Origin of the sequence: Granulicella sp. L60 (genome assembly GCF_009765825.1) — a bacterium.
Lineage (GTDB): Bacteria > Acidobacteriota > Terriglobia > Terriglobales > Acidobacteriaceae > Edaphobacter.
Genome location: NZ_LMUR01000018.1, coordinates 1,217,888 through 1,230,642, shown reverse-complemented (window position 1 = coordinate 1,230,642; position 12,755 = coordinate 1,217,888). Strand labels below are relative to the sequence as shown.

The 12,755-nt window shown below is 60.3% G+C and carries 10 protein-coding genes; 4 read left to right on the top strand and 6 right to left on the bottom strand.

The features are described 5' to 3' along the window. Positions 1 to 53 precede the first annotated feature (53 nt). The 4 genes from GSQ82_RS15455 to GSQ82_RS15440 form a co-directional block, all read right to left on the bottom strand. Positions 54 to 587, bottom strand: coding sequence for a class I SAM-dependent methyltransferase (locus GSQ82_RS15455; protein ID WP_158793103.1), 534 nt, complete (start codon positions 585 to 587; stop codon positions 54 to 56). 1,142 nt (positions 588 to 1,729) lie between these two features. Then, positions 1,730 to 2,200 (bottom strand): hypothetical protein, encoded by a 471-nt coding sequence (locus GSQ82_RS15450; RefSeq protein WP_158793102.1) that lies wholly within the window; start codon positions 2,198 to 2,200, stop codon positions 1,730 to 1,732. A gap of 56 nt (positions 2,201 to 2,256) precedes the next feature. After that, positions 2,257 to 2,766, bottom strand: a complete 510-nt coding sequence (locus tag GSQ82_RS15445) for a DinB family protein (RefSeq protein ID WP_158793101.1) — start codon at positions 2,764 to 2,766, stop codon at positions 2,257 to 2,259. Then, positions 2,760 to 3,197: a YraN family protein gene (locus GSQ82_RS15440; protein WP_158793722.1), complete on the bottom strand. Its 438-nt coding sequence runs from the start codon at positions 3,195 to 3,197 to the stop codon at positions 2,760 to 2,762. Before GSQ82_RS15440 ends, GSQ82_RS15445 begins: the two co-directional genes overlap by 7 nt. 157 nt (positions 3,198 to 3,354) lie before the next feature. On the opposite strand from GSQ82_RS15440, the gene GSQ82_RS15435 reads away from it, so the two are divergent. Further along, positions 3,355 to 5,241, top strand: coding sequence for an LssY C-terminal domain-containing protein (locus tag GSQ82_RS15435; RefSeq protein WP_158793100.1), 1,887 nt, complete (start codon positions 3,355 to 3,357; stop codon positions 5,239 to 5,241). A 122-nt stretch (positions 5,242 to 5,363) separates the two neighbouring features. Continuing rightward, positions 5,364 to 6,023: an NAD(P)H-binding protein gene (locus GSQ82_RS15430; RefSeq protein WP_158793099.1), complete on the top strand. Its 660-nt coding sequence runs from the start codon at positions 5,364 to 5,366 to the stop codon at positions 6,021 to 6,023. A gap of 22 nt (positions 6,024 to 6,045) precedes the next feature. Here the strand turns inward: GSQ82_RS15430 and GSQ82_RS15425 are convergent, their stop codons facing one another. After that, the gene (locus tag GSQ82_RS15425; protein WP_216847096.1) at positions 6,046 to 7,659 is read right to left on the bottom strand and encodes a DUF5597 domain-containing protein; all 1,614 of its coding nucleotides are present in this window, start codon (positions 7,657 to 7,659) and stop codon (positions 6,046 to 6,048) included. A gap of 177 nt (positions 7,660 to 7,836) precedes the next feature. Between GSQ82_RS15425 and GSQ82_RS15420 the strand changes: the two genes are divergently transcribed. Both GSQ82_RS15420 and GSQ82_RS15415 read left to right on the top strand, forming a co-directional pair. Further along, complete coding sequence (locus tag GSQ82_RS15420) at positions 7,837 to 9,504, top strand: CTP synthase (protein WP_158793098.1); 1,668 nt, start codon at positions 7,837 to 7,839, stop codon at positions 9,502 to 9,504. A gap of 145 nt (positions 9,505 to 9,649) precedes the next feature. Beyond that, positions 9,650 to 12,085 (top strand): DPP IV N-terminal domain-containing protein, encoded by a 2,436-nt coding sequence (locus tag GSQ82_RS15415; protein ID WP_158793097.1) that lies wholly within the window; start codon positions 9,650 to 9,652, stop codon positions 12,083 to 12,085. A gap of 140 nt (positions 12,086 to 12,225) precedes the next feature. Here the strand turns inward: GSQ82_RS15415 and GSQ82_RS15410 are convergent, their stop codons facing one another. Further along, entirely contained in the window at positions 12,226 to 12,561 is a 336-nt protein-coding gene (locus GSQ82_RS15410; RefSeq protein WP_158793096.1) for an STAS domain-containing protein, read from the bottom strand. Between the last annotated feature and the right edge of the window lie 194 nt (positions 12,562 to 12,755).

Sequence of the window (12,755 nt, the reverse complement as noted above, 5' to 3'; positions counted from 1 at the left end):
CGTAGGTTCTTTATCCGATACGGTATTCGTACCGTCGCTGCTCTGAAGTGTAGTTAGGAGAGCCGATCTTGGCCGACACCATTTTCGTTATTGCCAAGCTTGTGCAGTACGAAAATCTGGCGGTAAAAAGGTGCAGTATCGACTTTTCGCAGCAGAGTTTCTAAAAGAGACGGTACTATTCGCATTCCTATCGTCGAAGCTCGAATGAATATGCCGGACATTTCTCTTCGCATCAACCACGAATGAAACGCAATACTCTCGTTGCCTTGTTGCTGTACCTCCCAACCTTCCACCTTCGCGAAAATATGCGCTTCTGGAAACTGTGCTTCCATGTGTTCTGTCAGCCACGGTGGAGGCGTCCGATCCGCCGCCAAGTACGTCTGAAGCAGCGCGCGATCCGATTCCCATGCCAACTTGCCACATGGAAACCCAAATATCACAAGCTTGCGAGCGACCCGCAGTGCCTCAGCAATGACCGTTGTTCGCAAGTCAGGCGGAACATGCTCGAGAACATCTGAAGCAAGAACAACATCAAACTGCTTGTCCTCGAGTGGTAACTGCGCAGCCGATGCTACCAATGGAGTCATCGGCCAAAGCGGCTCGGACGGAAAAGCGATGTCACACCCAACAAAGGGCACCTTCCGGAATCGCCCGAGACCAGTTGGCCCAGACCCTATCTCCAACACGGATCCGTTCTCGAATAAGTCGTGAGCTCTCAGGATTCGCACAATCGGATAGTATCTGGCCGCCCAATTTAGCATTCAGAATCCTTGGTACACGAGTTGCTGCTGGTAAGCATTTTTTTCCTCCATAGAATTGCGCGGCGCGTTTGGCAGCCTTAAACTTGGTTGATTTGACTTGATTATATAACTCGCCGAATCGCAAAGAGAGCCTTCTCCTAAGAAAGGACGAAGGGGCATTCGCGACTGCCGCATGTATGACAGTGGCAGTCGCATGTTTTGTCATCGAATGCAATAATCCTCAGAAGAACGATCTACTCGGCGACGTTCTGGATTTGTCATTGTGATCTAAGCTCAGCAGGGTAACCTTTAGCCACGCAGCGGTTAACAAGGAATCCGACTATACATGATGGAAAAACTAGACGAAATTTTTTGAGTGATCAGCGCACGTCGCTCTTGACTTAGCAGCATTCTCAACTAAGCTAAGCGGCGAGAGCGGAACGGACATCATCTCTCACCAGGCCACCAAGTCGGCGGGGCAGATTATGTAGAACACCACTGGAGACAATGACGATAGCGGCGTATCGGATTTGGAGCCATGGGGGATTTCACGAACATCAACTCGTCTACTCTCGAGCCGGCCATTCGATCGTTCTTAGACGCAAATTGCGTCGGGCGCGACGCAAATTGCGTCGGGCGCGACGCAAGGAAGCATTGCAGTTAGATATTCTGCAAATGCAGCAGAAATATAGCGCAATCAACCGTCACCCGCGGTACAGCATAGGTACACTCATCAGCTTTTATTGTTTGCGGCAAATCACCTTAAATTACGGTCGCTCAATTACTTAGGCATATGCTCGATTACGCCTGCATTTTGTTTATTTCCATAGACTTACAGCGTTGCGACCAAACTCATAATCCCTTTGTAGGATTTCAATCCCTCTGGATCTAGCACCATCCATCTTCCGAGCACTCTGCCCTCGCCAACCATTCAATTCGATAGCCCTCACATCCCCGGTCTCCGAGTGCCTATGCCTCGAGGCTGTTCTCTAATACTCCAGCTCATGCGGCGAGTAAGTAAGCGTCCCATCCTTCCGCTCATACCAGAGAAACAGCTTCTTCGAGCTATTATTCACCCGCACCGCGATCACAATCCCCGTCCCATCCTTCTTCGAAATATCCACATGGTGCGACGTAATCGGACCCCAGTCACTCGCCGTCGTCCAGTCTTCGGTAAACCGCTTCAGCGTGTAGTCATACTTCTGCGGATGCTGCTGCCACTCCGGGTCGTTCATCCAGATCCCGTAGGCCTTCGGATAATCCTTCTCCTGCAGCGTAGTGAGAAACCGGTCGATCCTGTGCTCCACCGGCAGATTCGAAAAGAACCACCCATGCCCCAGCAGAAACCCGCCCACCCCGATCACCACGGACAACAAAATCAGAACCCCAGCGCCAATCAGCAGATTGCGGTTTCGAGTCTCACGGCGGCCATCGTACTCCGGTGCATTCAACAGCGTCATCGTCTTCATCCTCAACTATCAAATGTATTAGACACCGGAGCCACCCGAATCGGATGCTATCTGGAACCTTCGCCGCCCTGCCCTAGCCACGGCCGCATCTGGCGCAGATGGTGTTCCATGTGCGCAACATAATCCTCGATCAAAAATCCCAGCGTCAACGTCTGCCCCGCGACCATGCCGCTCTTCCCCAACCCGCCCTTTTCGATATGCCGAACCGTCCACGCCACATGCTCGTTCAGCGCGAACCACAGCGCCAGCACCTCGGCCCAATCGCGCTCCGCATAGTGCTGCAGCCCCACCCATGCCTCCTGCTCGTACCCCGGCAGGCTCTGTCCCGGCTCAATCTGCAACCGCACAATCCGCCCCAGATTATTCACCGCCGAATCGATCAGATGCCCGATCACCTGCTTTGCGCTCCACTTCCCCTCACGCTCCGGCACGCTCGCCTCTGCTTCAGACACCGTCACCAGCCACGGCATCGCCTCCCGAAGCACCCCCGCCAGCCGCTCGCCAAGCTCCTCCGGCTCCAGCCGCGCCACCTCCGTCTCCCGCGCATACATCACCATCCAAACGCCTCCCGATACAGGTCGAACTCCACCCCAGATGGCAGCAAGTATACCGACACCACATCGAACCGCACCGGAATCTCACCCCGCAGCTTCTCCGGAAATCCCTTCAGATAAGCCCGCGCCATCCGCCGCAGCATATCCTGCTTCTCCCGGTCCACCGCGAACTCCGCAGGAACCCCATCCCTCCTGCTCCGCGCCTTCACCTCCACAAAGCACAGCCACTCCCCGTCCCACCCCACCAGGTCGATATCGCCCCACAACTTCGCACTCTTCCATCGCCTCGCCACCACCGTGTAGCCCATCCTGCGCAGATAAAACAGCGCCTCCCGCTCACCCTCTTCGCCCGTTTCGAGATGGTCAGGCCCACTCCGCCCGCGCCCCAACCGCCTCGCCAGAGATCCAACTCCCCGCACAGCCCAGCCCTGCATATCGATCACAGCGTACCCACCGCCCACTCTGTCATATTATGATTCCATCCACTACCAGATAGCATACGTCTGCTGCACAAACAGGCTGATCAAACGGAGCACTCCTCCGTCAGCACCAGCATCCAGCACCGGGCCCCGAAATACCGAGGTTCTACCCATGACGAACGCTTCAAAAGCAGCACTCTCCATCCTTGCCGCCTGCCTCATCTTCGCAACACAAACTGCCCCCAAGCCCGCGTCTGCCCAGTCTCAATCACAGTCTCCATCCGCTCCACCCGCCCAGGCCGCTCCACCGCCGCAAACCCCCGCCAGCGCAACCGTCGACACCACCGCCACCGACCAGCCCGAAACACCTGACGACGAACTCGACACCCCAGCCCTCGCGCTTGACGTCTCCCACACCTCGCCCCTCATCCAGAAGCTCTACCAGTCCACCCGCGAGACCAAAGAGCAGCCCATCCTCGACCGCCTCACCGAAGCCAAACAACTCATCGCCAGCGGCGCCGACCTCAAAGCCACCGATCAATACGGCCGCACCGCCCTCCACTGGACCGTCTTCGGCTCCAGCTACAACACCAAACCCAAGATCATCGTCTCCTACGAAGAGGTCGCAGACCAGCTCATCCAGCGCGGCGTCGACATCAACCACGAAGACATCTACAACGACACCGCCCTCGACTACCTCCTCTACTCACCCAACTTCGAGATCCAGACCCTTCTCATCGAGAACGGAGCCACCAGCGGCTTTCTCACCGCCTTCTTCCACTTCTTCAATCAGGAAAACGGCGACATGCCCCACACCATCGCCGCCAGCGTAGCCCAGTCCCGGCAGGCCGATCTCGCCCCCGGCCAGACCCTCAGCGTCCGCCTCGCTGGCCCCGTCTACAGCGAACACTCCCGCACCGGCGACCCCGTCGAAGCCACCGTCACCTACCCGCTCTGCAAAGGCGGAGAGAACATCGCCTGCAAAGACGGCGACCTCGTCCTCGCCCCCGGAACCAAAGTCCAGGCCACCGTCCTCTTCGCTCAGAAGGCCCCAGACAAATACTCCCGCCCCCGCCTCGTGCTCGACTTCTCCAACATCATCCACGCAGACGGAACCCGCTCCCCGCTCTACGCCCGTGTCATCGATGTCGACAACGCACGCGAGACCGTCCGCAATAACGAGATCATCGGCATCGTCCAGCCCCACGCAAACACAAAGATGTCACTCACCCTCGCCGGCCTCGGCATGGTCAACCCCATCGCCGGATACACCATCAAGGGCATCTCCGCCGTCTATGGCCTCTCTATCCGTCGCGAGATCCTCTTCCCCGCCGGCACCGATCTGCAGATCCAGGTCGTCCGTCCCTCCATGCTGAAGTCGAAAGACACATGGTCCGGCTGGCCCGTCGTCCCGGTCGACGCAAAGCTCAAGACCATCGTCGCCGCAGCGCCCATCCGCGTGCACACCAAAGACAACAAGCTATCCGACCTCACCAACCTCATGTTTATCGGCTCGCAGCAACAACTCCTCGCCGCCTTTCAGGAGTCCGGCTGGTTCGAAGCCGACGGTCTCAACATGACCTCCGCCATGAAATCAGTTCAGGCGACCATCCGCGGAACCGGCTACACCCAGGCGCCCGTATCGCTGCTCATGATCGACGGAAAGGCCCCCGACTTCGTCTTCCAGAAGTCTCTCGACACCTTCGCCAAACGCCATCACATCCGCGTCTGGAAGCTGCCCGAGACCTACCAGGGCCGCGACGTCTGGATCGGAGCCGCCACCCACGATATCGCCATCTCCACCTCTCGCGGCGCAACCAAGTGGTCTCACCGCATCGATCCACACATCGACCGCGAGCGCGAGTGGATCGAGACCGACATGCTCTACTCCGGCACCGCATCCTCCTACGCTCTCGTGGACCGCCCGCACGTCCCCAAGAAGGCAGCCAATGCCACCGGCGACGAAGTCGTCACGGATGGCCAGCTATCCATCGTCGAACTCGGCCAGACCAAACCGAACCTCCTCAACGCATCCGCACCCCTCCTCCAAACCCGCTAACGAAAGAATCCGCCGCTCAACAGCAACCACCACGCATGTAGCATGAACACACAGACTCGGCCCCGTCGAGTCTGTGTGTCGTGCGGTCCTCTCTCCACCGCCCGATCCAACTGGGAGATCCAATGAACGTCATCCTCTTCGGCGCCACCGGCATGGTCGGCCAGGGCGTCTTACGCGAGTGCCTCCTCGACCCCACCGTCCAGCAGGTCCTCTCCATCGTCCGCAAACCCACCGGCCAGCAGCACCCCAAACTCCGCGAGCTCGCCCACGCCGACTTCTTCGACTACTCCGACATCGAATCCCAACTCACCGGCTTCGACGCCTGCCTCTTCTCACTCGGCGTCAGCTCCGCCGGTATGGCCGAGCCCCAGTACACCCACCTCACCTACGACCTCACCCTCGCCGCCGCCACCACCCTCGCAAAGCTCAACCCCGACATGACCTTCGTCTACGTCTCCGGCGCCGGTACCGACAGCACCGAACATGGCCGCGCCATGTGGGCCCGCGTCAAAGGCAAGACCGAAAACGACCTCCTCAAACTCCCCTTCAAGGCCGCCTACATGCTCCGCCCCGGCTTCATCCAGCCGCTCCACGGCATCCGCTCGAAGACGCGCCTCTACCAGACCTTCTACACCCTGCTCAACCCCATCATGCCCCTATTGAAGTCCGTATTCCCCAAGTACATCAACACCACCGAACAGGTAGGCCGCGCCATGCTCCGCGTAGCCCGCGACGGCTACCCAAAGCCCATCCTCGAAACCCCAGACATCAATACCTTTTAGCCCTACCCACACCTAGCCCAACTCAGTACGTACCCAACGTCACCCTCAACACCTGCGGCACCGAAGTAAAGTTCAGCCCCCAGTCCGTCTGATCCCCATTCCATATCCGAATCGCGTTCCACTTCCCATCCGTATAAGTCCCCTCCTCCACCTTCAAAAACTGCCTCTGCGCAGAAGAGTCCGCAGGCGTAAAGTCCACCCGCGAGTGCAGTCCCGTCACCAAAAACTCATCCGGCCCAAGCTGTGCCACCATCGCCCCGCCATCCGCCGGAGTATTCCCCTCCGGCGTCTTCCCCGACCTCACCAGCCCATACGACACCGTCGCGCTCCACCCTCCAAAGCTCAGCGTCTGGCTATGATTGTCCGGGTCCTCCGCCACCGCCTGAAGCTTCCCCTCAAAGTTCAGCTCCGCCACCTCACGCTGCATCGGCTCAAACAGACGATCCACCACCGCAAACGGAGCGATCGTCTTCTCATCGTTCCGCGTAGCCCCAGCCGGCTCATTCACGTAAGCAGTCGCATCCATGCCAAACGGCGAGAACCCAATCGCCCCTCGTCCCAGCGCCGCAAAGAAGTAACGCGCATACGCCGCACTGCTGCCCGTCTCCGGAACAAACAACGCATTATCCGGCCGCCCATAAAGCTCCAGCACCTTCGTATATCGCGCATAGTCCGGCAGATAGATATCCGGAGCGATCACATCAATCGCCGGAGCAGCAGCCTTCCATATCGGCAGCACATCATCCGTCGGCCCTCCATTGTCATACGTCCCCGCCGCCCCCGGATGAATCGGATCGCGCAGCGCCGCATTCACATACATCGGCAGCGCATACTCCGCCCTCCCCGCCTCCGCCACCTGGTTCACAAAGTTCGCAATCGACCACGCATAAAAAAACGCATCCGCATCCGTTCCAAACACCTGCGTCCACGTCCCCGCAGGCTTATGCAGCGCCTTCAGTACCCGCTCCGGCACCGCCCCGTGGAACAGCTTGTCAGCCTTCGGCGAAAAATCCCGCACGCTTCCATACGATCCCGTCTCATTCTCCACCTGCACCATCAGCACCGTATGCTGCGGGTCAGCCGCCTTCAACTCCCGCATCATGTGCGCAAACGCCGTACGATCCGCATCCAGCACCGTCTGCGAGTGCGGAGACAACGAATCCACCCTCCTCCCCTGCGCGTTCACCACATGCGGCACATTCGTCTCATCCCGCTTCAGAAACTCCGGCACATAGTGCCCGCTGCCATTCTTGTACGTCCCAAACCACAGCAGCACCAGATGCACATGATGCTCCCGTGCCTGGTCCAGCAGCATATGCAGCATCGACGCGTCGTACTTCCCCCGCTCCGGCTCAAACTGCTCCCAGTAGATCGGAGCCTCCAGCGTATTGATGCCCAGCGCCTCCACCGTCGGCCACACCTTCGGCAGCATCGCCGGCCACGCGCTGGAGTTGTTCATCTGCGCCCCAACCATCAAATAAGGCTTGCCATCGACAAGCAGCGCATGACGCCCGTCCTTCTCCACCAGCCGCGGCAGCGAACGGTCGCCCCCACCCTGAGCATCGACGAACTTCGGACCGACCAGCACGGCCACACAAACAGCAACGGACAGCGAGCGAATAAGGAGGTTGCGCACGGCCCAAGTATCCACCATTCCCCGCCAAAACGAAACGCCGCCGTTCTTTTCGCAACATTCACATCCGTCCCGAGGCGTACTCAAAAAGTCAACCCATTGCTTCCATCGCTCGACCCTGCGATACTTAACCGTGCCCATCCTGCACAAATTTCAAAACCATATAAAGAGGTCGCGGACATGTCTGCAAAGTACATCTTCGTAACTGGCGGAGTCGTGTCTTCCCTCGGCAAAGGTCTCGCCGCCGCCTCCATCGGCTGCCTCCTGGAAGCCCGCGGTATCAAGGTCAATCTCATGAAGTTTGACCCCTACCTCAACGTCGACCCCGGCACCATGTCGCCCTTCCAGCACGGCGAGGTCTTCGTCACCGACGACGGCGCCGAAACCGACCTCGATCTCGGCCACTACGAGCGCTTCACCCACGCCCGCCTCACCCGCGACAACAACCTCACCACCGGCCGCATCTACGAGCAGATCATCACCAAGGAGCGTCGCGGCGACTACCTCGGCAAGACCGTCCAGGTCATCCCCCACGTCACCAACGAGATCAAAAACGCCATGCGCAAGGTCGCCGCGGACTGCGACGTCGCCATCGTCGAGATCGGCGGCACCGTAGGCGACATCGAATCCCTCCCCTTCCTCGAAGCCATTCGCCAGATGCGCCAGGACCTCGGCCGCGACAACACCTGCTTCGTCCACGTCACCCTCATCCCCTGGATCGCCGCCGCGCAGGAGCTCAAGACCAAGCCCACCCAGCACTCCGTCAAGGAGATGCTCTCCATCGGCATCCAGCCCGACATCCTCCTCTGCCGCTCCGACCGCCCAGTTCCCCGCGAGATGCGCCAGAAGATCGCTCTCTTCTGCAACGTCGAAGAGCCCGCCGTCATCGCCGCCCGCGACGTCTCCAGCATCTACGAGGTCCCCCTCAACTTCGCCGCCGAAGGCGTAGACACCCTCACCCTCAAGTACCTCCGCATCGACGCCAAGGCACCCGACCTCTCCAAGTGGCAGGACATCGTCCACCGCGCCTACAACCCCCGCGACGAAGTCTCCATCGCCATCGTCGGCAAGTACGTCGAGTACGAAGACAGCTACAAGTCCCTCAAGGAAGCCCTCGTCCACGGCGCCCTCGCCCACAACCTCAAGCTCAAAGTCACCTGGCTCGAAGCCGAAGGCCTCGAAACCAAAGACCAGGACGGCCACCCCAACGCCGACTACCGCGAACAGCTCGCCGGCTTCGACGGCATCCTCGTCCCCGGCGGCTTCGGCAAGCGCGGCATCGAAGGTATGCTCAACTCCATCCGCTACGCCCGCGAAGAGGCCGTCCCCTACTTCGGCATCTGCCTCGGCATGCAGACCGCCTGCATCGAGTACGCACGCAACGTCTGCGGCCTCAAAGGCGCAAACTCCGGCGAGTTCGACCCCGCCACCCCCTACCGCATCATCTACAAGCTCCGCGAACTCACCGGCGTCGAAGAGATGGGCGGCACCATGCGCCTCGGAGCCTGGGACTGTGTCATGGCCCCCGACTCCCTCGCCGCCCAGGCTTACGGCACCACCGAGATCTCAGAACGTCACCGTCACCGTTACGAATTCAACCGCGAGTACGAGGCCATCCTCACCGGCGCAGGCCTCCGCCTCACCGGCACCACCCCCGACGCCACCTACGTCGAGATCGTCGAGATCCCCACCCACCCCTTCTTCCTCGGCTGCCAGTTCCACCCCGAGTTCAAATCCAAGCCACTAGAGCCGCACCCGCTCTTCCGCGACTTCATCGCCGCCAGCTACCAGAACCGCATCGCCACCCGCCAGGAGATCACCGCAGAATCCAGCATGGAAGCCATCTAGCCCGTATCGACATCTAGCCTGAGCGGAAGTGATGGATGAATAGAAGTGTCATCCTGAGCACCTGTGATGGATTGTTATAGAAGCGTCATCCTGAGCGGAGCCTCTCGCAGTCCATCGTGAGAGGCGCAGTCGAAGGACCTGCAATATGCTCAACGCGCCAATACTCTCTCCTTATCTCGCACCAGCTCCGCATCGTTCTATAGGCCTATACCGCCTAGCCGTAACTCCCACGGCCCGACGCAACCGTCCACCCTCTGCAAACCCGAATAATCCCATCCAGCCCACGCTCCCCCAACAGCGCAGCATCGCACTCCTTCACCCACCCCACCCCCACCTTGTAAACTCAACCCAACCTATGCGCCTCTTCCAGCACGCCGCTCTCCTCTGCCTCTGCACCTCTGCCATCGCCCAAACCACTCCGCCCCCCACCGACCCCGGCATCCGCACCCTCGATCAGGTCATGCACGGCATCTCCAGCGGAGCACCCGCCTCCGCCATCTGGAGCCCCGACAGCAAGCGCCTCACCTACCTCGCCGGCGATACCGACGCCAACGGCAAGCCCGGCGACATCATCCAGATCGACCCCGACACCGGCAAAGCCTCCGTCCTCGCCTCCGCCGAACAGCTCAGCAAACTCTCCGCCGACGCCGTCAACGAGAAGGACAAAGACCACCGCGCCCGCTACTCCATGTCCGACTACCTCTGGGCGCCCGACTCCAAACATCTCCTCCTCGACAACGGCGGCAAGCTCTGGCTCTACGACATCGCCGCCGCCAACGGCACCCTCGTCGTCGATACCAAATCCGGCTCCGGCGACGATCCCAAGTTCTCCCCCGACGCCCACTTCGTCTCCTACCTCCGCAACCACAACCTCTACGTCCACCCCGTCGCCAACGGCAACGAGACCGCCCTCACCAACACCAACCCCGACACCCTCCTCAACGGAGAAGTCGACTGGGTCTACCTCGAAGAGCTCGACGTCCGCAGCAACTACTTCTGGTCGCCCGACTCCAAATCCATCGCCTACCTCCAGGCCGACGAAGCCAAAGTCCCCACCTACCCCATCACCGACTTCATCCCCACCCACCCCACCATCGACAACCAGCGCTACCCCCAGCCCGGCGACCCCAACCCCAACGTCCGCGTCGGCATCGTTCCCGTCAAAGGCGGCAAGACCCGCTTCATCGACCTACCCTTCAGCGCCGGCAACGACTACATCCCCCGCTTCGGCTGGGTCGACCCCAACACCGTCTTCATCCAGGTCCTCACCCGCAGCCACCAGCACCTCAACATCTACTTCGCCGACGTCCACTCCGGCAAGACCCGCCTCGTCGCCTCCGACAACGACCCAAAGTTCCTTGACTTCAGCACCGACCTCAACATCCTCCCCCACGGCCGCTTCCTCCTCCAAAGCTGGCGCGACGGCCACAACCACATCTACCTCTACTCCTTCGACGAACACCATCCCCTCGCCGCCGACGCCACCCTCACCCGCCAGCTCACCCAGGGCGACTACGAGGTCGAATCCCTCATCGTCGAACCCAACACCGAGACCATCTTCTACACCGCCACCGTCGAAGGCGATCCCACCAAAAAGACCTTCTGGTCCATCCAGCCCGACGGCACCGGCAAACAAAAACTCACGCCGGACTTCGGCACCTTCTTCACCCAGGTCTCCCCCGACGGAGCCCACTTCAACCTCTACGCCAGCGACCGCTCCGCACCGCCAAGCGTCAGCATCTGCACCGTCGCCAAATCCTGCATCTCCCTCTGGAAGTCAAAGCCCCTTCCCCCCGCCACCGGCGTCACCAGCAGCATCGTCACCGTCACCGCCGCCGACGGCAAGACCAAACTCTACGGCACCCTCACCCTCCCCGCCTCCACCACCGCCGCCTCCGTCCCACTCATCCTCAACCCCTACGCTGGACCCACACCCAACAGCGGCATCGTCGACACCTGGGGCAGCCCCTCCTTCGACGAGATCCTCGCCCAGCACGGCTTCGCAGTCCTCGACGTAGACAGCCGCGGCTCCGGCGGACGTGGCCGCGACTTCGTCCAGGCCGCCTACCGCAACTTCGGCCCCATCCAGTTCTCCGACCAGCTCGCCGCCCTCGATCAGATCCTCGCCCGCTACCCGCAGCTCGACCCCAAACGCCTCGGCTGGTGGGGTTGGAGCTGGGGCGGCAGCTTCACCCTCTACGCCATGACCCACAGCGACCGCTTCCGTGCCGGCGTCGCCGTAGCCCCCGTCACCGACTGGCGCAACTACGACTCCATCTACACCGAGCGCTTCCTCGGCCTGCCCTCTGAAAACGCCGACGCCTACAAAGAAGACGCACCCGTCACCAGCGCCGCCAAACTCAAAGGCCGTCTCCTCATCGCCCACGGCACCGGAGACGACAACGTCCACCTCGCCAACACCATCCAGTTCATCCAACCCCTCATAGACGCCGGAATCCCCTACGACCTCCAGCTCTTCCCGCGCAAGACCCACTCCATCGCCGGCCCCACCGCCCGCAACGAACTCTTCAACCGCATCCTCTGGCAGTTCGACACCTACCTCAAACCCCAAGCCCCCTAGCAAAGACCCGTTGGCCGCACAAACACATCAAGCGACCAACGGGAGCCCACCCAAAGGGGTATACAAGTCACGAAGTGACCTCCCGCCGAGCAGGCGGCCCGTCCGGCAGGACAAATCTTTCGCACTAAAAATCTTTCACACTAAGAGCTAAGCATCGAAGTCAGATGCGTAAGCTTTAGCAGCTCCTGCAGCCGCTTCGAGAGATTCACAAACTCCAGCGTGCAGAACCCCGCCGAAACCGCCGAGACCTTCAGTCCCACCAGCGTCCCCAGTCCCATGCTGTCCACATAGCTCACATCCGTCAGGTCGACAAGGATGTGGCCTCCATCCTTGATAAGCGGCTTCACCGTATCTTTCAACTGATCGCCCGTCTGGTTCACCACATGTCCATGACAGATCACGCGAGTCACCTTGCCGCCAGCCCCATCCTCCGACTTCTCTACCTCGCAATGAAACGTATGCGTCCCTACCGACATGCCAATCTCCTTTGTTTGTAACCGATTGCGCAAGCCTACGATTCACACCCCACATCACTGCATTAAAATCTCATGATTTTCCCCACAAACCGACACCCCGCGGAAAACTCCGCTCGCCCAATCAAGACCGCCGCACGAACCACCACCCCATCGAACTCAACCTCCACTCAGGGATAGCAACCCGGTATGTCATC

What these genes read in the sequence shown, in the direction of transcription:
- GSQ82_RS15410 (WP_158793096.1), bottom strand. Translation starts at nt 12,561, where the DNA reads ATGTCGGTAGGGACGCATACGTTTCATTGCGAGGTAGAGAAGTCGGAG.
- GSQ82_RS15450 (WP_158793102.1), bottom strand. Translation starts at nt 2,200, where the DNA reads ATGACGCTGTTGAATGCACCGGAGTACGATGGCCGCCGTGAGACTCGA.
- GSQ82_RS15430 (WP_158793099.1), top strand. Translation starts at nt 5,364, where the DNA reads ATGAACGTCATCCTCTTCGGCGCCACCGGCATGGTCGGCCAGGGCGTC.
- GSQ82_RS15435 (WP_158793100.1), top strand. Translation starts at nt 3,355, where the DNA reads ATGACGAACGCTTCAAAAGCAGCACTCTCCATCCTTGCCGCCTGCCTC.
- GSQ82_RS15440 (WP_158793722.1), bottom strand. Translation starts at nt 3,197, where the DNA reads ATGCAGGGCTGGGCTGTGCGGGGAGTTGGATCTCTGGCGAGGCGGTTG.
- GSQ82_RS15445 (WP_158793101.1), bottom strand. Translation starts at nt 2,766, where the DNA reads ATGGTGATGTATGCGCGGGAGACGGAGGTGGCGCGGCTGGAGCCGGAG.
- GSQ82_RS15415 (WP_158793097.1), top strand. Translation starts at nt 9,650, where the DNA reads ATGCTCAACGCGCCAATACTCTCTCCTTATCTCGCACCAGCTCCGCAT.
- GSQ82_RS15420 (WP_158793098.1), top strand. Translation starts at nt 7,837, where the DNA reads ATGTCTGCAAAGTACATCTTCGTAACTGGCGGAGTCGTGTCTTCCCTC.
- GSQ82_RS15455 (WP_158793103.1), bottom strand. Translation starts at nt 587, where the DNA reads ATGACTCCATTGGTAGCATCGGCTGCGCAGTTACCACTCGAGGACAAG.